The sequence below is a fragment of the Streptomyces sp. YKOK-I1 genome (genome assembly GCF_054660435.1).
The window spans coordinates 2,680,787-2,699,323 of record NZ_BAAGDR010000001.1; the positions used below are offsets into that span (position 1 = coordinate 2,680,787).

Consider the following 18,537-nt stretch of genomic DNA (forward strand, 5'->3'; position numbering starts at 1 on the left):
TATCGCCATGCTCGCCTGCCGTTCGGGAGTCCGCCCGGCTCTCAGGTACAGCCCAGGATCGCTGCCCGCCCCCACGGCCGGCTGAGCCGATGCGAGCCGATCGCGTCTTCGCGTACGGCGCCGCTGCCGGCCTCCTCGGTGACCTGCTCCTCGGCGATCCCCGCCGGGGGCATCCGGTCGCCGCGTTCGGGCGGGCCGCCGGTGCCGTGGAGCGGCTGCTGTGGCGGGACCACCGGGGACGCGGCGCCCTGCACACCGCCGTGTGCGCGGGTGGCGCGGTCGCTCTCGGGTCCGCCGCCGAGAGGGCCGTACGCCGCTCCCCCACCGCCTCCGTCGTCCTGACCGCCGCCGCCACCTGGGCCGTGGTCGGCGGGACCTCGCTCGTCCGTGAGGCCCGGACCGTCGGGCGGGCCCTGGAGGCGGGGGACGTCGAGGCGGCGCGGGCCCGGCTGCCGCATCTGTGCGGGCGGGACCCGCAGGCTCTCGACGCCGACGGGATCGCGCGGGCCGTGGTGGAGTCCGTCGCGGAGAACACCTCCGACGCCGTCGTGGGCGCCCTGGTGTGGGGCGCGGTGGGCGGGGTGCCGGGGCTGCTCGGGTTCCGGGCCGTCAACACACTGGACGCGATGGTGGGTCACCGATCCGCCCGTTACCGGCGGTTCGGGTGGGCCTCGGCCCGGCTCGACGACCTCGCCGGGTGGCCGGGGGCACGGCTGACCGCCGTACTCGCCGCGCTGGCCGGGGACGATCCGCGCGGGGCCGTACGGGCCTGGCGGCAGGACGCGGACCGGCATCCCAGCCCCAACGCCGGGCCCGTCGAGGCCTCGTTCGCGGGGGCCCTCGGGGTGCGGCTGGGCGGGACGCTGTCGTACGGGGGCCGGGTCGAGCACCGGCCGGTGCTCAACGGGGAAGGACGCGCCGTCGCCACGGGCGACATCGAGCGGGCCGTACGGCTCTCCCGGCGCGTCGGTCTGCTCGCGCTCGGCGTCTGTGTCGCCGGGCGCCTCATCGCAAGGGGGCACAGGTCATGAGCGGGGGTCTCCTCGTCGCCGGCACCACCTCCGACGCCGGCAAGAGCGTCGTCACGGCCGGGATCTGCCGGTGGCTGGTCCGCCAGGGGGTCAAGGTCGCGCCCTTCAAGGCGCAGAACATGTCGCTGAACTCCTTCGTGACCCGCGAGGGCGCGGAGATCGGGCGGGCGCAGGCCATGCAGGCGCAGGCCTGCCGCATCGAGCCGACCGCGCTGATGAATCCCGTGCTGCTCAAGCCCGGTGGCGAGCAGAGCAGTCAGGTGGTGCTGCTCGGCAGGCCGGTGGGCGAGCTGAGCGCGCGGGGCTACCACGGGGGGCGGCAGCGGCAGCTGCTCGGGACGGTGCTGGAGTGTCTCGCAGAACTGCGGGGCACGTATGACGCGGTGATCTGTGAGGGGGCGGGGAGTCCGGCCGAGATCAATCTGCGGCGCACCGACATCGTCAACATGGGGATCGCCCGGAATGCCGGGCTGCCCGTGCTGGTCGTCGGGGACATCGACCGCGGGGGTGTCTTCGCCTCCTTCTTCGGGACGGTCGCTCTTCTGTCGGAGGAGGACCAGCGGCTGGTCGCCGGGTTCCTGGTGAACAAGTTCCGGGGGGATGTCTCGCTGCTCGAACCGGGGTTGGACATGCTCCACGGGCTCACCGGGCGGCGGACCTACGGGGTGCTGCCCTTCCGGCACGGGCTCGGGATCGACGAGGAGGACGGGATGGGGGTCCGGAACTCCCGCGCCTCCGCCCCGGTCGGCGAGGACGTGCTGCGGGTGGCCGTGTGCGCGGTCCCGCTCATGTCGAACTTCACCGATGTCGACGCGCTCGCCGCCGAACCCGGTGTCGTCGTGCGGTTCGTGGACCGGCCGGAGGAACTGGCCGACGCCGATCTCGTCGTCGTCCCCGGGACGCGCGGGACCGTCCGCGCGCTGGAGTGGCTGCACGAGCGCGGGCTCGCCGACGCCCTCGTCGGCAGAGCCGCGGAAGGGCGCCCGGTTCTCGGCATCTGCGGCGGCTTCCAGATCCTCGGCCGGCACATCGAGGACGAGGTCGAGAGCCGTCGGGGGCAGGTCGAAGGCCTCGGGGTGCTGCCCCTGAGGGTCAGGTTCGCCCCCGAGAAGATCCTTGCCCGGCCGGAAGGGGAGGCACTCGGGGAGCCGGTCTCGGGATACGAGATCCACCACGGGGTCGCCGACGTCCAGGGCGGCGAAGCCTTCTTGGACGGCTGCCGGGTCGGGCAGACCTGGGGCACGCACTGGCACGGCTCGCTGGAGTCCGACGGGTTCCGGCGGGCGTTCCTGCGCGAGGTGGCGGCCGCCGCGGGCCGCCGGTTCGTGCCGGCCCCGGACACCTCGTTCGCCGCGCTGCGCGAGGAGCAGCTCGACCGGCTCGGCGATCTGATCGAACAGCACGCGGACACGGACGCGCTCATGCGGCTCATCGAGTCGGGCGCGCCGCAAGGACTGCCTTTCATTCCACCGGGAGCGCCCGCATGAGCACTGTGTTGTTGTTGTCGACCGCCGACACCGATCTGCTGGCGGCCCGGGCCGCCACCGGCGCCGGCTACCGGATCGGCAACCCGACCCGCGTCGACGTCACGGACGAGCTGCCCGGTCTCCTGGACGGCGCCGACCTCGCCGTCGTACGGCTGCTCGGCGGCAAGCGGGCCTGGGAGGACGGGCTGGCCGTGCTCAAGGCGTCCGGGATCCCGACCGTGCTGCTGGGCGGCGAGAGCGTGCCGGACGCCGAGCTGATGGCCGAGTCGTCGGTGCCGGCCGGTGTGGTGGCCGAGGCGCTGCGGTACCTGGTCGAGGGCGGGCCCGACAACCTCACCGAACTCGCCCGGTTCCTCTCGGACACCGTGCTGCTGACCGGCGAGGGGTTCGTCGAGCCGCGGAAGATGCCCGAGTACGGCGTCCACGGCCCCCGTCCGCAGGAGAGCGGCCGGCCGACCGTCGGCGTGCTCTTCTACCGGGCCCATGAGCTGAGCGGCAACACCGCGTTCGTGGACACCCTGTGCGAGGCGATCGAGGCGCGGGGGGCCAACGCGCTGCCCGTGTACTGCGGTTCGCTGCGCGGGGCGGACGCGGAGCTGTACGAGATCCTCGGCGGGACGGACGCCCTGGTCGCCACCGTGCTCGCCGCGGGCGGCACGCACGCCTCGCAGGCCTCGGCGGGCGGCGACGAGGAGGCCTGGGACATCGGGGCGCTCGCCGAACTGAACGTCCCGGTCCTGCAGGGCCTGTGCCTGACCTCCTCGCGGCAGGCCTGGGACGAGTCCGACGCCGCCCTCTCCCCCATGGACGCGGCGATGCAGGTCGCGATCCCGGAGTTCGACGGCCGGCTGATCACCGTCCCGTTCTCGTTCAAGGAGCAGGGACCGGACGGGGTCCCGGTGTACGTCGCCGACCCCGAGCGGGCCGGGCGCGTCGCCGGGATCGCCGTACGGCACGCGCAGTTGAGGCACAAGCCGAACGGCGAGAAGAAGATCGCGCTGGTCTTCACCGCGTACCCGACCAAGCACTCACGGGTCGGCAACGCGGTCGGGCTGGACACGCCCGCGTCGGCGGTACGGGTGCTGGACGCGCTGCGGGACGCCGGATACGTCGTCGAGGGGCACCCCGACGACGGCGACGAGCTGATCCACCGGCTCATCAGCGCCGGTGGTCACGACGTCGAGTGGCTCACCGAGGAGCAGCTGGCCGCCGCGCCCGCCCGCGTGCCGCTCGCCGACTACCGGGTGTGGTTCGACCAGCTCGACCCGGAGCTCAGGGACGGCATGCTGGAGGCGTGGGGTGAGCCGCCGGGGACCCTTTACGTCGACGGGGACGAGATCGTCCTCGCCTCCCTGCAGTTCGGGAACGTCGTGGTGATGATCCAGCCGCCGCGCGGCTTCGGGGAGAACCCGATCGCGATCTACCACGACCCCGACATGCCGCCGTCGCACCACTACATGGCCGCCTACCGGTGGCTGGAGAACAGTTTCGGTGCCGACGCGGTCGTGCACATGGGCAAGCACGGCACGATGGAGTGGCTGCCCGGCAAGGGGCTCGGGCTCGGCCCCGGCTGCGCCCCGGACGCGGTCCTCGGCGATCTGCCGCTGATCTACCCGTTCATCGTCAACGACCCCGGTGAGGGCACCCAGGCCAAGCGGCGCGGGCACGCCACCGTCGTCGACCATCTGGTGCCGCCGATGGCCCGGGCGGACACCTACGGCGACCTGGCGAAGCTGGAGCAGCTCCTCGACGAGTACGCGCTGGTCTCCGACCTGGACCCGGTGAAGGCGCCGGCGGTGCGGGCGCAGATCTGGACGCTGGTGAAGGCGGCCGAGCTCCACCACGACCTGCACGTGGACGAGCAGCCGGACGAGGACGACTTCGACGAGTTCGTCATGCACATCGACGGCTATCTGTGCGAGATCAAGGACGTGCAGATCCGCGACGGTCTGCACATCCTGGGCGGTGGCCCGGTCGACGAGGCGCGGGTGAACCTGGTGCTCGCCGTGCTGCGGGCCTCGCAGGTGTGGGGCGGGCAGGCGAACGCGCTGCCGGGGCTCCGGGCGTCCTTCGCGGCCCATTTCGGGCTGGTCGAGAAGGAGTTGCTGGCCGAGCCGGGGGCGCCGGTGAAGGTGCCCGTGGAGCTGTCGGACCTGGTCGAGGGTCCGGCGCGCACGGCGGCCGACGCGATCGATCTGCTGGAGCAGCTGTGCCGGCGGGTCGCGGAGGGCATGGAGTCGCGCGGCTGGGACGTCACGGCCGCCCGGCCGCTGGTGCGGGACGTCCTCGGCACCGAACTCCCGGCCGCCGTAGCGGTGCTGGAGTTCGCCTGCGCCGAGGTGGTGCCGCGGCTGGCGCGGACCACGGACGAGATCGGGCACGTCCTCAAGGCGCTGGACGGCGGTTACGTCCCGGCCGGCCCGTCGGGCTCGCCGACCCGCGGTCTGGTCAACGTCCTGCCGACCGGCCGGAACTTCTACTCCGTCGACCCCAAGGCGATCCCGTCCCGGCTGAGCTGGGAGGTCGGGCAGTCGCTCGCCGACTCCCTGGTGCAGCGCTATCTCCAGGACACCGGTGAGTACCCGAAGTCCGTCGGTCTGACGGTCTGGGGCACCTCCGCCATGCGGACGCAGGGCGACGACATCGCCGAGATCCTCGCCCTGCTGGGCTGCCGTCCCGTCTGGGACGACGCCTCGCGCCGGGTCACCGGCTTCGAGGTGATCCCCCCGGCCGAGCTGGGCCGGCCGCGCATCGATGTCACGGTCCGTATCTCCGGCTTCTTCCGGGACGCGTTCCCGCACGTGGTGGGCCTCATCGACGACGCCGTGCGCACGGTGGCCGAGCTGGACGAGCCGGCCGGGAGCAACTTCGTGAAGGCGCACGCCGACGAGGACACCGCCGCGCACGGCGACCGGCGGCGCGCGACGGCCCGGGTCTTCGGCTCCAAGCCGGGGGCGTACGGGGCGGGTCTGCTGCCGCTGATCGACGCCCGCAACTGGCGCAGCGACGCCGACCTCGCCGAGGTGTACGCCGTCTGGGGCGGTTACGCCTACGGGCGCGGGCTCGACGGGCGGGCGGCGCGCGGGGACATGGAGACCGCGTTCCGGCGGATCGCCGTCGCCGCCAAGAACGTCGACACCCGTGAGCACGACCTCGTCGACGCCGACGACTACTTCCAGTACCACGGCGGCATGGTCGCCATGGTGCGGCATCTGACGGGTGCCAGCCCCGAGGCGTACGTCGGCGACTCCGCCGTTCCGGACCAGGTGAAGACCCGCACGCTGGGCGAGGAGACGCACCGGGTGTTCCGTGCCCGGGTGGTCAACCCGCGCTGGATGGCGGCCATGCGCCGGCACGGCTACAAGGGCGCCTTCGAGATGGCGGCGACCGTCGACTACCTCTTCGGCTACGACGCGACGGCGGGCGTGGTCGACGACTGGATGTACGAGAAGCTCAGCGCCGAGTACGTCTTCGAGCCGGAGAACCGGGACTTCATGAAGAAGTCCAACCCGTGGGCCCTGCGCGGGATCACCGAACGCCTGCTGGAGGCCGCCGAGCGCGGGCTGTGGGCGGAACCGGACGCCGACACCCTGGAGCGGCTGCGGGCCACGTATCTGGAGCTGGAAGGCGACCTGGAGGGCGACCAGTGAGCAGCATCCCCTTTCCGTTCACGGCCGTCGTCGGCCAGGACGACCTGCGGCTCGCGCTGCTGCTGAACGCCGTGTCACCGGCGGTCGGCGGGGTGCTGGTGCGCGGGGAGAAGGGCACCGCCAAGTCGACGGCCGTGCGTGCCCTTTCGGCGCTGTTGCCGCCGCTCGAGGTCGTGGTCGGCTGCCGGTTCTCCTGCGATCCCGGCGCCCCCGACCCCGGCTGCCCGGACGGGCCGCACGAGCCCGCGTTCGAGACCCGGCCGGCGCGGATGGTGGAGCTGCCGGTGGGCGCCTCGGAGGACCGGCTCGTGGGCGCGCTGGACATCGAGCGGGCGCTGGCGGAGGGCGTGAAGGCCTTCGAGCCGGGGCTGCTGGCCGACGCGCACCGCGGGATCCTGTACGTCGACGAGGTCAACCTGCTCCACGACCATCTGGTCGACCTGCTGCTGGACGCGGCGGCGATGGGGGCGTCGTACGTCGAACGCGAGGGTGTGTCCGTCCGGCACGCCGCCCGCTTCCTGCTCGTCGGGACCATGAACCCCGAAGAGGGCGAGCTGCGGCCGCAGTTGCTCGACCGGTTCGGGCTGACCGTGGAGGTGGCCGCCTCGCGCGAGCCCGACCAGCGGGTGGAGGTCGTACGGCGCAGGCTGGCCTACGACGACGATCCCGCCGGATTCGCCGGGCGATGGGCGCACGAGGAGACGGCTGTACGGCAACGTATCGTCGCCGCGCGGGAGTTGTTGCCGTCGGTGCGGCTCGGCGACGGGGCGCTGCGGCAGATCGCGGCGACCTGCGCGGCCTTCGAGGTGGACGGGATGCGGGCCGACATCGTGATGGCGCGGACGGCGACCGCGCTGGCGGCCTGGGCCGGGCGGACCGATGTGCTCGCGGAGGACGTCCGGCAGGCGGCGCTGCTGGCCCTGCCGCACCGCAGGCGCCGTAACCCCTTCGACGCGCCGGGACTCGACGAGGACAAGCTCGACGAGACGCTGGAGGAGTTCGGCGGCGCGGACGACCCCGACCCCGACCCCGACCCGGACGACGACGGGCCGGGCGGAGGCGGTGGACAGCCGGCCCCGGACGAGGGTCCGCAGGGCGGTGACACGGGTGCGCGGCCCGAGGCCGGGGAGGGCGGTGAGCCGCAGGCGTCGGGGGCGGGCGAGCAGTCCGCCGTACGGGCGGCCGAACCGTTCCGCACCAAGGCGCTGAGTGTGCCCGGGATCGGTGCGGGCGCGGCCGGGCGGCGTTCGCGGGCGCGGACCGAGCACGGGCGGACCACGGGGGCGAGGCGGCCCCAGGGGGCCCTGACCAAGCTGCATCTGGCGGCGACCGTGCAGGCCGCGGCGCCGCACCAGAAGGCCCGTGGGCGGTCCGGCCGGGGGCTCGTCGTGCGCCGGGACGATCTGCGGCAGGCGACGCGGGAGGGGCGTGAGGGCAACCTCGTGCTGTTCGTCGTGGACGCCTCCGGGTCGATGGCGGCGCGGCAGCGGATGAGCGCCGTGAAGGGGGCCGTGCTGTCGCTGCTGCTCGACGCCTATCAGCGGCGGGACAAGGTGGGGCTGGTGACGTTCCGGGGGGCGGCGGCCGAGGTCGCGCTGCCTCCGACGTCGTCGGTGGACGCCGCCGCGGCCCGGCTGGAGTCGCTGCCCACCGGGGGCCGTACTCCGCTCGCCGCGGGACTGCTGAAGGCGCACGACGTGCTGCGCGTGGAGCGGCTGCGCGATCCCGCGCGGCGGGCGCTCGTCGTGGTCGTCACGGACGGGCGGGCCACCGGCGGTCCGGAGCCGCTGGCGCTCGCGGGGCGGGCGGCCCGGCTGTTCGCCGCCGAGGGCGTGGCGTCCGTCGTCGTGGACTGCGAGTCGGGGCCGGTGCGGCTCGGGCTCGCCGGACGGCTCGCGGGTGAGCTGGGCGGGACGGCGGTGACGCTCGACGAGCTGCGGGCGGACTCGATCGCCGGACTGGTGAAGGACGTGCACAGTCGTTCGAGGAGGGCCGCGTAATGCCGCAGGGACAGCCGAGTGTCGTGCCCGATGACGGTCTGACCACGCGTCAGCGCCGTAACCGGCCGCTGGTGGTCGTGCACACGGGGATCGGGAAGGGGAAGTCCACCGCCGCCTTCGGGCTCGCGCTGCGGGCCTGGAACCAGGGGTGGCCCATCGGGGTGTTCCAGTTCGTCAAGTCGGCGAAGTGGAAGGTCGGCGAGGAGAACGCGCTGCGGGTGCTGGGCGCCTCCGGCGAGGGCGGCACCGTCGACTGGCACAAGATGGGCGAGGGCTGGTCCTGGGTGCAGCGCGATGCGCAGATGGACAACGAGGAGAAGGCCCGGGAGGGCTGGGAGCAGGTCAAGCGGGACCTGGCCGCCGAGACGTACCGGCTGTACGTGCTCGACGAGTTCGCCTACCCGATGCACTGGGGGTGGGTGGACACGGACGAGGTGGTCGAGGTGCTGCGGGACCGGCCCGGCACCCAGCACGTCGTGATCACCGGGCGGAACGCTCCGGAGAAGCTGGTGGAGTTCGCCGATCTGGTGACCGACATGTCCAAGGTCAAGCACCCGATGGACGCCGGCCAGAAGGGCCAGAAGGGCATCGAGTGGTGACTGCGGTACCCCGGCTGGTCATCGCCGCGCCGTCGTCCGGCAGCGGCAAGACCACCGTCGCCACGGGGCTGATGGCCGCGTTCGCCGCGCGGGGGCTCACCGTGTCCCCGCACAAGGTCGGGCCGGACTACATCGACCCCGGGTATCACGCACTCGCGACCGGGCGGCCGGGGCGCAACCTCGACGCGTACCTGTGCGGGCCGGAGCTGGTCGCTCCGCTGTTCCTGCACGGGGCGCGCGGGTGCGACCTCGCCGTCGTCGAGGGCGTGATGGGGATGTACGACGGCGCGGCGGGCGAGGGGGAACTGGCGTCCACCGCTCAGGTCGCGAAGCTGCTGGGGGCGCCGGTGGTGCTCGTCGTGGACGCGTCCTCGCAGTCGCGGTCGGTGGCGGCGCTGGTGCACGGGTTCGTCTCCTGGGATCCAGAGGTGCGGGTGGGGGGCGTGATCCTGAACAAGGTCGCGTCGGACCGGCACGAGGCGTTGTTGCGGGAGGCGTTGGAGTCGGCGGGGGTGCCGGTGCTCGGTGCGTTGCGGCGGGCGCCGCAGGTGGCCACGCCTTCTCGCCATCTCGGGTTGGTTCCTGTTGCCGAACGGCAGGGCGCTGCTGTCGAGGCTGTTGCTTCCATGGCCGCGCAGGTTGCGGATGGGTGTGATCTTGCGGCGTTGGAGGCGCTTGCCCGGGGTGCTGGTGCCGTACCAGGGGGCTCCGCCCCCTGGACCCCCGGCTTGCCCACCCACGGCCACCCGTCTCGGTCGGGTGAGAAGCGGGCCGACGAGAAACCTGTCGTCGCCGTTGCCGGTGGGGCCGCCTTCACCTTCTCCTATGCCGAGCAGGTCGAGCTGCTCACCGCCGCCGGTGCCGATGTCGTCGTCTTCGATCCGTTGCGGGACGAGCAACTCCCGGACGCCACCGCCGGGCTCGTCGTCGGGGGCGGGTTCCCCGAGGTGTACGCGGCCGAGCTGTCGGCCAACGAGCCCCTGCGCAAGGAGGTCGCCGCGCTCGCGGCGTCCGGCGCGCCCGTCGCCGCCGAGTGCGCGGGGCTGCTGTATCTGTGCCGGGAGCTGGACGGGCGGCCGATGTGCGGGGTGCTGGACGCCACCGCGCGGATGTCGGAGCGGCTGACCCTCGGCTATCGGGACGCGGTCGCCGTGAGCGACAGTGTGCTGGCGCCGGCCGGCACGCGCATGCGGGGGCACGAGTTCCACCGGACCGTCGTGGAGCCGGGGGCCGGGGAGAGCCCCGCGTGGGGCCTGCGCGCCCCCGCCCGCCGCGTCGAAGGCTTCGTACAACAAGGTGTGCACGCGAGTTATCTGCACACGCACTGGGCGGCCGAGCCCGGTGTGGCCCGTAGGTTCGTGGAGAGGTGCCGGACGTCATGAGCGAGCGCAGCAGGCTGGTCGGGGTCGGGGTGGGTCCCGGGGATCCGGAGCTGGTGACCGTGAAGGGGGTCAACGCGCTGCGGGCCGCCGATGTCGTCGTCGTGCCGGTCATGGACACCGGGGAGCGTGGTCGTGCCGAGGCGACCGTGCTGCACTACGTGGCGCCGGAGAAGGTCGTCCGCGTGGTGTTCGCGCTGAACGAGCGGACCGACCGGGGGCGGCGGGAGGCCGCCTGGGACGCGGCCGGGGAGCGGGTCGCCGCGCTGCTGAGGCGGCACGGGTCCGTGGCCTTCGCGACCATCGGGGACCCGAACGTGTACTCCACCTTCACCTATCTCGCGCAGACGATCGCCGAGCTGGTGCCGGGGACGGAGATCGGGACCGTCCCGGGGATCACCGCCATGCAGGACCTCGCCGCCCGCTCGGGCGCCGTGCTCACCGAGGGCACCGAGCCGCTGACGCTGGTGCCGGTGACCGCGGGTTCGGCCGTGCTGAAGGACGCGCTGACCGGGCCGGGGACGGTCGTGGCGTACAAGTTCGGGCGGCAGGCCGCCGAGGTCGCCGAGGCGCTGCGGGAGACCGGGCGGCTCGAGGACGCGGTGTGGGGGTCGGCGCTGGGGCTCGCGGAGGAGTCCATCCGGCCGGCCGGTGAGCTGGACGGCGAGCCGCTGCCCTACCTCTCGACGCTGATCGCGCCCGCGCGGCGCGAGGGCGGGCGGGGCGGCAAGCTGTGAGAGCGGTCGGCTCAGGCCGCCAGGCCCACCACCAGCCAGATGAAGGCCGCGCCCGCGATCGTGCACAGCACGGTCGAGCGGGCGGGGTGTTCGTGATGGGCCTCGGGGAGGATCTCGGCGGCCGCGAGGTAGAGCAGCGCGCCGCCGAAGAGGCCGAGATAGCCGCCGAGCAGTTGCTCCGGGACGGTGACGACGGTCGCCGCCGCCGCGCCGGCCACGGGGGCCGCCGCGTCCGCGAGCAGCATGAACTGGGCCCGTCGGCGGGCGTTCCCGTACAGGCTCGTGATCGTGTACGTGTTGAAGCCGTCGGCGAAGTCGTGGGCGATCACCGCCACGGCCACCGCCAGGCCCATGCCGCCGCCGACCTGGAAGGCCGCGCCGATCGCCACACCGTCCATGGCGCTGTGGCCGACCATCGCCGCGGCGGCCGTCAGGCCCACCTCGGGGACCCGGCCGTCGTGCTCGTCGGCGCCGTGCGCGGCCTGGCGTACCGCGAGCAGGCGTTCCACCAGATGGGCCAGCAGGAAGCCCGCCACGAACAGCAGGAGCGCCGCCGGGACGCCGAAGACCTCGGTGCCGGCCGCGTCCAGGGCCTCCGGCAGCAGGTCCAGGCCGACGACGCCCAGCATGAGGCCGCCGGCCAGGCCGAGGACGAGGTGGCGGCGGTCGGTGACACGTTGTGCCGTCCAGCCGCCGGCCAGCGTCATGAGGAACGCGCCGAGCGCGACGAAGACCGCCATGGGCCCTTCGTATCCGATCAGCCCCCGGCCGCGCACATCCGGCCACGTCCCTGACCCGCCGCACGACCCGTCGTGCACCCGTTGCGCCCCGCAACGAACCCTTATGAGAGGACCCGAAACCATGGCCGATGCCCCTGCCGGCAAGGTGACCTTCGTCGGTGCCGGCCCCGGCGCCGCCGATCTGCTGACGTTCCGCGCCGCGCGCGCCATCGCCGAGGCGGACGTCGTGATCTGGGCCGCGAGCCTGGTGCAGGCGGAGGTCCTGGACCATGCGCGGGAGGGCGCGGAGATCCTCGACTCGGCGACGATGTCCCTGGAGGACGTGGTGGCCGTATACGAGCGGGCGCTGCGGGAGGGGCTGAGGGTGGCCAGGATCCACTCCGGGGACCCGGCCCTGTGGGGCGGTACGCAGGAGCAGCTCGACCGGTGCGAGGCGCTCGGGATCGAGACGGAGATCGTGCCGGGGGTGTCGTCGTTCTCCGCCGTCGCCGCGCTCGCCCGGCGTGAGCTGACGATCCCCGAGGTGGCGCAGTCCGTGGTGCTCACCCGGCTGGGCGGCGGCAAGACGCCGATGCCGCCGGGTGAGGAGGTGCGGGAGTTCGCCCGGCACGGCACCACCATGGCGGTGTTCCTGTCGGCCGCCCGCAGCGGGCAGCTGGTGCGGGAGCTGCTGGAGGGCGGCTACCCGACGGACACGCCGGTCGTGGTCGCGTACCAGGCGACCTGGCCGGAGGAGCTGGTCGTGAAGTGCACGATCGGCACGCTGGAGGAGACGGTGAAGGAGCACAAGCTCTGGAAGCACACCCTCTTCCTGGTCGGCCCGGCGCTGGACGCGCACGGCACGCGTTCGCACCTGTACCACCCGGGCCACTTCCACGGCTTCCGCAAGGCCGACCCTCAGGCGCGGCGGGCGCTGCGCGAGCGGGGTGCGAGTACATGATCACGGTCATCGGCACGGGCACGGGCGCCCCGCCCGGCCCCGCGGAGCTGGCCGGCGCCGAGCTGGTCGTCGGCGGGCGGCGCCATCTGGACGCCGTACGGCTGCCCGAGGGGGCCGGGCGGATCGTCCTCGGTCCGCTCGCGCCGGCCCTGGAGGCGATCGCGGAGTACGACGCGAAGGACCGGGCGGTGGTGGTGCTGGCCTCGGGCGATCCGGGGTTCTTCGGGATCGTGCGGACGCTCGCCGAGCGGTTCGGGCCGGAGCGGCTCATGGTGCGTCCCGGGGTGTCGTCGGTCGCCGCCGCGTTCGCCCGGCTGGGGCTGACCTGGGACGACGCGGTCGTGGTCAGCGCGCACGGACGGGATCCGCGGACGGCGGTCAACGTGTGCCGGGCGTATCCGAAGGCAGCCGTGCTGACCGGGCCCGGCGCCGGGCCCGCCGAGCTGGGGGCCGCGCTCGCGCGGTCGGGGCGGACGCTCGTGGTCGCCTCCGCGCTGGGCGACCCGGAGGGCGAGCGGGTGGTGCGGATCCCCGCCGCCGAGGCCGCGCAACGGGAGTGGGGTACGGCGGTGAGTGTCGTCCTCAGCCTGGACGAGAGCCGGGTCCTGTCTCCCGTGCGGACGCTCGCCGGGCCCGCCGTCCGCCCGGGCGGGTGGGCGCTGGCCGAGGACGCCTTCGCGCACCGTGACTCGATGATCACCAAGTTCGAGGTGCGGGCGCTGGCCCTGGCCCGGCTCGGGCCGCGCCCCGGCGACCTGGTGTGGGACGTCGGATCCGGCTCGGGCTCGGTGGCCGTGGAGTGCGCCCGGCTCGGCGCGGCCGTCGACGCGGTGGAGCGGACGGCGGACGGGGTGGAGCGGATCCGTGCCAACGCCCTCGCGCACGGTGTCTACGTCGACGCCGTGCACGGCCGGGCGCCTCGGGCGCTGGCCGGCCTCGACGATCCCGACGCCGTGTTCGTGGGCGGCGGCGGCGCGGAGCTGGCCGACATCGTGGGGGTGTGCGCGCGGCGGGCCCGGCGGACGGTGGTGGTCGCGCTGGCCGCCCTGGACCGGGTGCCGGCGGCGCGGGCCGCGCTGCTGGACGCCGGGTACGACGTGGACGGCGTCCTGCTCCAGTCCTCTCGGCTCGCTCCGCTGCCGGGGGACGTGACCCGGCTCGCGGCGGCCAATCCCGTTTTTCTGCTGTGGGGTGTGCGCGCCCCGGTGTCCAGTGAAGGAGTAGCTCAGTGATCGGCCTCATTTCCGCCACCGCGGCGGGGGCGGCGGCGCGGGACCGGCTGGCCGTGGCGTGGCCGGACCGCACGCGGGTGTACGACGGGCCCGTGGGGGACGCCGTCCGGCGGGCGTTCGCGGAGTGCGAGCAGCTCGTGTGTTTCCTCGCGACGGGGGCCGTGGTGCGGCTCGTCGCCCCGCTGCTCGGCGACAAGGCCGCCGACCCGGGGGTGGTCTGCGTCGACGAGGGCGGGCGGTTCGCCGTGCCGCTGCTCGGCGGGCACGCCGGGGGTGCCAATGAACTCGCCCTGGAAATAGGGGAGTTGATCGGCGCCCAGCCAGTGGTGACCACGGCGACGGACGCCGTCGGCCTGCCCGGCCTGGACACCCTCGGGCTGCCCGTGGAGGGCGCGGTCGCCGCGGTGACCCGGGCCCTGCTGGACGGGGAACCGGTGGCGCTGGAGACGGAGGTGGCGTGGCCGCTGCCACCGCTGCCGTTCGCCTCCGCGGGGACGTACGTCGTACGGCTCACGGACCGCGCGGTCGAGCCGGCCGCCCATGAGGTGCTGCTGCGTCCGCCCTCCCTGGTCGTCGGGGTCGGCGCGTCCAAGGGGGCGCCGGCCGAGGAGGTGCTCGACGTGATCGAGGGGGCCCTGCGGGACGCGGGACTGTCTCCCCGGAGCGTCGCCGCACTCGCCACCGTCGACGCCAAGGCGGAGGAAGCGGGGATCGTCACGGCCGCCGCCCGGCTCGGGGTGCCCCTGGTGACGTACCCGGCCGGGGAGCTGGCGTCCGTGGCGGTGCCGAACCCCTCCGACGCGCCGCTCGCCGCCGTCGGCACCCCTTCCGTCGCCGAGGCCGCCGCCCTGCGCGAGGGGGGCGAACTCCTCGTGCCCAAACGGAAGTCGGGCGGCTCCCCCGCGATGGCGACCTGTGCCGTCGTACGGCGTCCGGGGCGCGGGCGGCTCGCGGTGGTCGGGCTGGGGCCGGGCGCCCGGGACCTGCTCACCCCGCGCGCCCGGGACGAGCTGCGGCGGGCCTCCGTGCTCGTCGGGCTCGACCAGTACGTCGACCAGATCCGCGATCTGCTGCGGCCCGGGACCCGGATCCTTGAGTCGGGTCTCGGCGCCGAGGAGGAGCGGGCGCGCACGGCCGTCGCCGAGGCCCGGCGCGGGCACGCGGTCGCGCTGATCGGCAGCGGGGACGCCGGCGTGTACGCCATGGCCTCCCCGGCGCTCGCCGAGGCCTCCGCGGACATCGACGTGGTCGGGGTGCCCGGGGTGACCGCGGCGCTCGCCGCGGCCGCGCTGCTCGGCGCGCCGCTCGGCCACGACCATGTCTCCATCAGCCTGTCCGATCTGCACACGCCGTGGGAGGTCATCGAGCGGCGGGTGCGGGCGGCTGCCGAGGCGGACATCGTCGTCACCTTCTACAACCCGCGTTCGCGGGGCCGCGACTGGCAGCTGCCCAAGGCGCTCGCGATCCTCGCGGAGCACCGGGAGCCGGGCACGCCCGTCGGGGTCGTGCGCAACGCCTCCCGCCCGGACGGCACCGCCCGGGTGACGACCCTGGCCGCACTCGACCCGGCGACGGTCGACATGATGACCGTCGTGACCGTGGGCAACACCGCGACCCGGACCGTCGCGGGGCGCATGGTGACGCCCCGCGGCTACCGCTGGCAGGAGGAGCCCAAGTGACCGGCCCGCTGCCCGCCCAGACCCTTTCGAAGCACCCCGTTCCCGCCGAGGAGAAACAGTGACCACCCCGCCGCCCGCCCTGCTCATCGCCGGCCACGGCACCCGGGACGAGGCCGGAGCCGAGGCGTTCCGCGACTTCGTACGGGAGCTGGGGCGCCGCCACCCGGAGCTGCCCGTCGCGGGCGGATTCATCGAGCTGTCTCCTCCCCCACTGGGCGAGGCCGTGACCGAGCTGGTGGAGCGCGGGGTGCGCCGGTTCGCCGCCGTCCCGCTGATGCTGGTGTCCGCCGGGCACGCCAAGGGGGACATCCCGGCCGCGCTGGCCCGCGAGAAGGAACGGCACCCGGGGATCTCGTACACCTACGGCCGTCCGCTGGGCCCGCACCCCGCGCTGCTGAACGTGCTGGAGCGGCGTCTCGACGAGGCGCTGGGCAGCCCGGCGGGGCGCACCCCGGACGACCGGTCCGACGTCACGGTGCTGCTGGTCGGGCGCGGGTCGACGGACCCGGACGCCAACGCCGAGGTGCACAAGGCGGCCCGGCTGCTGTGGGAGGGACGCGGATACGCGGGCGTGGAGACGGCGTTCGTGTCGCTGGCCGCGCCGGACGTGCCGAGCGGCCTGGACCGGTGCGTGCGCCTGGGCGCCCGCCGGATCGTCGTCCTGCCGTACTTCCTGTTCACCGGCATCCTGCCGGACCGGGTGCGCCGGCAGACCGAGGGCTGGGCGGCCGCGCACCCGGAGGTGGAGGTGCGCTCGGCGGACGTCATCGGTCCCGAGCCGGAGCTGCTCGACCTGGTGATGGAGCGGTACGAGGAGGCGCTCAAGGGCGATCTGCGGATGAACTGCGACTCGTGCGTGTACCGGATCGCGCTGCCCGGGTTCGAGGACAAGGTGGGCCTGGCGCAGCAGCCGCACTTCCATCCCGACGACGACGGCGACCATCACGGACACCACGGGCACCACCATCACGGCGGACACGCCCATGCGCACTGACGGGCACGATCTGCGGCACCACGGGGACGCCGAGGTGCGCGACGACGGCTCCGCGCTGGTCGACCTCGCGGTGAACGTCCGCGCGGACACGCCCCCGCGCTGGCTGCGCGAGCGCATCGCCGCCTCGCTGACCGGCCTCGCGGCCTACCCGGACGGGCGGGCCGCGCGGGCGGCGGTGGCGGCGCGGCACGGGCTGCCGGTGGAGCGGGTGCTGTTGACGGCGGGCGCGGCGGAGGCGTTCGTGCTGCTGGCGCGGGCGCTGAAGGTGCGTCGGCCGGTCGTGGTGCACCCGCAGTTCACCGAGCCCGAGGCGGCGCTGCGGGACGCCGGGCACAGCGTGGACCGGGTGGTGCTGCGGGCCGGGGACGGTTTCCGGCTGGATCCGGCGGCGGTGCCGGAGGACGCCGACCTGGTGGTGATCGGCAATCCCACGAACCCCACCTCGGTGCTGCATCGTGCGGAGACGCTCGCGCGGCTGGCCCGGACGGGGCGGACGCTGGTGGTCGACGAGGCGTTCATGGACGCCGTGCCCGGCGAGCGCGAGGCCCTCGCCGGGCGCACGGACGTGCCCGGTCTCGTGGTGCTGCGCAGCCTCACCAAGACCTGGGGGCTGGCCGGACTGCGGATCGGATACGTGCTGGCCGACCCGGAGACGATCGCCGCGCTGGAGCGCGCCCAGCCGCTGTGGCCGGTGTCCACGCCGGCGCTGGCCGCGGCCGAGGCGTGCGTCTCCCCCCGGGCGCTGGCGGAGGCGGCGCAGGCCGCGGACCGGGTCGCCACGGACCGGGCCCATCTCGTCGCAGGACTGGAGGAGTTCGCCTCCGACGGGGTGCGGGTCGCCGGACCGGCCGAGGGCCCCTTCGTCCTGGTCCGGCTGCCGGGGGCGGCGACGGTGCGCCGGCATCTGCGGGACCTGGGGTTCGCGGTCCGGCGCGGGGACACCTTCCCCGGGCTCGACGAGGAGTGGCTGCGGCTCGCGGTCCGGGACCGGCCCACGGTCAACTCCTTCCTCCAGGCCCTGGACCGGGCGATGACCCTGGCCGACCACTGACCGCGGCACCGGCCTCCGCCCCGGCCACCGGGGCGTACGGGACGGCCTTGCCCTAGCCGCGGCGGCGGGCCAGGGCCACCGCTCCCCCGCCCGCTGCCAGCAGTGCCACCGCCCCGCCCGCGAGGTACGGCGTGAGCGGGCTGCCGCCGGTGCTGGCGAGGTCCGCCCCGGCGGGCGCGCTCTGCGGCTTGATGTCGGTCTCGGGGCTCGGCCCGGCCGCCCGCTCGACCGCGGGCGGGGTCGCGCAGCGCGCCTCGGCCAGGGTCAGGGTTCCGGTGACCTCGGCGACGTTCAGCTTCAGCGGGTCGACGGAGACGGTGAGCCGCAGGGCGGTCGCGGCGGCCGTGCGGGAGGTGGTCTCGCGCTGGGACCACGCGAGCCGGACCTCGCCCACGCCGGGCACCCGCACGTCCGTGGGGCCGCCGGCGCTCACCGCGACCTTCTTGCCGAGGACCGTCACCGAGCCGGGGAGGCGGGAGGTGGCGACCGGGGTTCTCCCCGCCTCGCAGGTCGCCGTGGAGGTGACCGCGTCGAGCTCGATCAGGGAGAGCAGGGGCAGACCGGGGACGTGCAGCCGGGCACGGGCGAGCCGGGTGGAGGCCTCGGCCTTGGTGCCGTCGACGGCGGCCTTCGCCTCGGCGACGTCGGCGCGCAGGACGCTGAAGGTGTCCCCGCCGTCGACGCCGTCCAGCCGGGCTGTCAGCGCGGTCTGCTTCTCGGTCTGTTCGGCGCTCTGTGGTGCCCGCACCTCGTTGAGGGAGACGGCGAGCGGCATCTCCACGGATCTGTTCACCAGGGCCACGTCGAGGCCGGTGCGCAGGACGGTGGCGCTCGCGCTCCCCTCGGTGCCGGTGGCGTGTGCCGGGCCCGCGCCGGCGAGGGCGGTGGGGCCGGCGGCCAGGGCGCCGGCCGCCGCGACGACGGCGATACGGCGTGCGGGCATGCGGAAGGACAGGGTGCTCATGGGTGGGACCCCCGGAAGAGACGTGCTTCGGGACCCCGCAAGAATTACGTACGA

Annotated in this window: 14 protein-coding genes; 12 read left to right on the plus strand and 2 right to left on the minus strand. The window is 74.5% G+C overall.

The window, feature by feature from the left end; genetic code table 11:
* The first annotated feature begins 89 nt into the window (after nucleotides 1-89).
* Genes ACYQ8Q_RS11480 through cobI form a run of 7 tightly spaced genes read left to right on the plus strand, consistent with a single transcriptional unit; the run spans nucleotide 90 to nucleotide 10,883 of the window.
* Nucleotides 90-1,031 (plus strand): cobalamin biosynthesis protein, encoded by a 942-nt coding sequence (locus ACYQ8Q_RS11480; RefSeq protein WP_460064196.1) that lies wholly within the window; start codon nucleotides 90-92, stop codon nucleotides 1,029-1,031.
* Nucleotides 1,028-2,518, plus strand: coding sequence for a cobyric acid synthase (locus ACYQ8Q_RS11485; protein ID WP_460064198.1), 1,491 nt, complete (start codon nucleotides 1,028-1,030; stop codon nucleotides 2,516-2,518). Before ACYQ8Q_RS11480 ends, ACYQ8Q_RS11485 begins: the two co-directional genes overlap by 4 nt.
* Nucleotides 2,515-6,168 carry a cobaltochelatase subunit CobN gene (gene cobN, locus ACYQ8Q_RS11490; protein ID WP_460064199.1) on the plus strand — a complete coding sequence of 1,218 codons (3,654 nt, stop codon included), beginning with the start codon at nucleotides 2,515-2,517 and terminating at the stop codon, nucleotides 6,166-6,168. The genes ACYQ8Q_RS11485 and cobN overlap by 4 nt, the downstream gene beginning before the upstream one ends.
* The gene (locus ACYQ8Q_RS11495) at nucleotides 6,165-8,168 is read left to right on the plus strand and encodes a putative cobaltochelatase (protein ID WP_460064200.1); all 2,004 of its coding nucleotides are present in this window, start codon (nucleotides 6,165-6,167) and stop codon (nucleotides 8,166-8,168) included. The genes cobN and ACYQ8Q_RS11495 overlap by 4 nt, the downstream gene beginning before the upstream one ends.
* A complete protein-coding gene (gene cobO, locus ACYQ8Q_RS11500; RefSeq protein ID WP_460064202.1) occupies nucleotides 8,168-8,767 on the plus strand; it encodes a cob(I)yrinic acid a,c-diamide adenosyltransferase in 600 nt (199 codons plus the stop codon). Before ACYQ8Q_RS11495 ends, cobO begins: the two co-directional genes overlap by 1 nt.
* Nucleotides 8,761-10,149 (plus strand): cobyrinate a,c-diamide synthase, encoded by a 1,389-nt coding sequence (locus tag ACYQ8Q_RS11505; protein WP_460064203.1) that lies wholly within the window; start codon nucleotides 8,761-8,763, stop codon nucleotides 10,147-10,149. The genes cobO and ACYQ8Q_RS11505 overlap by 7 nt, the downstream gene beginning before the upstream one ends.
* Nucleotides 10,134-10,883 (plus strand): precorrin-2 C(20)-methyltransferase, encoded by a 750-nt coding sequence (cobI, locus tag ACYQ8Q_RS11510; RefSeq protein WP_460064204.1) that lies wholly within the window; start codon nucleotides 10,134-10,136, stop codon nucleotides 10,881-10,883. Before ACYQ8Q_RS11505 ends, cobI begins: the two co-directional genes overlap by 16 nt.
* An 11-nt stretch (nucleotides 10,884-10,894) precedes the next feature.
* Here the strand turns inward: cobI and ACYQ8Q_RS11515 are convergent, their stop codons facing one another.
* Nucleotides 10,895-11,623, minus strand: coding sequence for a ZIP family metal transporter (locus tag ACYQ8Q_RS11515; RefSeq protein WP_460064206.1), 729 nt, complete (start codon nucleotides 11,621-11,623; stop codon nucleotides 10,895-10,897).
* 121 nt (nucleotides 11,624-11,744) lie between these two features.
* On the opposite strand from ACYQ8Q_RS11515, the gene cobM reads away from it, so the two are divergent.
* Genes cobM through cobC form a run of 5 tightly spaced genes read left to right on the plus strand, consistent with a single transcriptional unit; the run spans nucleotide 11,745 to nucleotide 17,519 of the window.
* Nucleotides 11,745-12,563: a precorrin-4 C(11)-methyltransferase gene (gene cobM / locus ACYQ8Q_RS11520; protein WP_460064208.1), complete on the plus strand. Its 819-nt coding sequence runs from the start codon at nucleotides 11,745-11,747 to the stop codon at nucleotides 12,561-12,563.
* Nucleotides 12,560-13,795 (plus strand): precorrin-6y C5,15-methyltransferase (decarboxylating) subunit CbiE, encoded by a 1,236-nt coding sequence (gene cbiE / locus ACYQ8Q_RS11525; protein ID WP_460064209.1) that lies wholly within the window; start codon nucleotides 12,560-12,562, stop codon nucleotides 13,793-13,795. The genes cobM and cbiE overlap by 4 nt, the downstream gene beginning before the upstream one ends.
* Nucleotides 13,792-15,474: a precorrin-3B C(17)-methyltransferase gene (cobJ, locus tag ACYQ8Q_RS11530; protein WP_460064210.1), complete on the plus strand. Its 1,683-nt coding sequence runs from the start codon at nucleotides 13,792-13,794 to the stop codon at nucleotides 15,472-15,474. Before cbiE ends, cobJ begins: the two co-directional genes overlap by 4 nt.
* Before the next feature lie 58 nt (nucleotides 15,475-15,532).
* Nucleotides 15,533-16,468, plus strand: a complete 936-nt coding sequence (locus ACYQ8Q_RS11535; protein ID WP_460064211.1) for a sirohydrochlorin chelatase — start codon at nucleotides 15,533-15,535, stop codon at nucleotides 16,466-16,468.
* On the plus strand, nucleotides 16,458-17,519 hold the full coding sequence (gene cobC, locus ACYQ8Q_RS11540; RefSeq protein WP_460064213.1) for an Rv2231c family pyridoxal phosphate-dependent protein CobC: 1,062 nt from the start codon (nucleotides 16,458-16,460) through the stop codon (nucleotides 17,517-17,519). Before ACYQ8Q_RS11535 ends, cobC begins: the two co-directional genes overlap by 11 nt.
* 52 nt (nucleotides 17,520-17,571) lie before the next feature.
* Here cobC and ACYQ8Q_RS11545 read toward each other — a convergent pair whose 3' ends face one another.
* Nucleotides 17,572-18,483: an SCO1860 family LAETG-anchored protein gene (locus ACYQ8Q_RS11545; protein ID WP_460064215.1), complete on the minus strand. Its 912-nt coding sequence runs from the start codon at nucleotides 18,481-18,483 to the stop codon at nucleotides 17,572-17,574.
* Nucleotides 18,484-18,537: the final 54 nt, after the last annotated feature.

Excerpts from the sequence above, each read along its gene's own strand:
- ACYQ8Q_RS11480 (WP_460064196.1), top strand. The coding sequence starts at position 90 with ATGCGAGCCGATCGCGTCTTCGCGTACGGCGCCGCTGCCGGCCTCCTC.
- cobC (WP_460064213.1), top strand. The coding sequence starts at position 16,458 with ATGCGCACTGACGGGCACGATCTGCGGCACCACGGGGACGCCGAGGTG.
- ACYQ8Q_RS11545 (WP_460064215.1), bottom strand. The coding sequence starts at position 18,483 with ATGAGCACCCTGTCCTTCCGCATGCCCGCACGCCGTATCGCCGTCGTC.
- ACYQ8Q_RS11485 (WP_460064198.1), top strand. The coding sequence starts at position 1,028 with ATGAGCGGGGGTCTCCTCGTCGCCGGCACCACCTCCGACGCCGGCAAG.
- ACYQ8Q_RS11515 (WP_460064206.1), bottom strand. The coding sequence starts at position 11,623 with ATGGCGGTCTTCGTCGCGCTCGGCGCGTTCCTCATGACGCTGGCCGGC.
- cobM (WP_460064208.1), top strand. The coding sequence starts at position 11,745 with ATGGCCGATGCCCCTGCCGGCAAGGTGACCTTCGTCGGTGCCGGCCCC.
- cobN (WP_460064199.1), top strand. The coding sequence starts at position 2,515 with ATGAGCACTGTGTTGTTGTTGTCGACCGCCGACACCGATCTGCTGGCG.
- cbiE (WP_460064209.1), top strand. The coding sequence starts at position 12,560 with ATGATCACGGTCATCGGCACGGGCACGGGCGCCCCGCCCGGCCCCGCG.
- cobO (WP_460064202.1), top strand. The coding sequence starts at position 8,168 with ATGCCGCAGGGACAGCCGAGTGTCGTGCCCGATGACGGTCTGACCACG.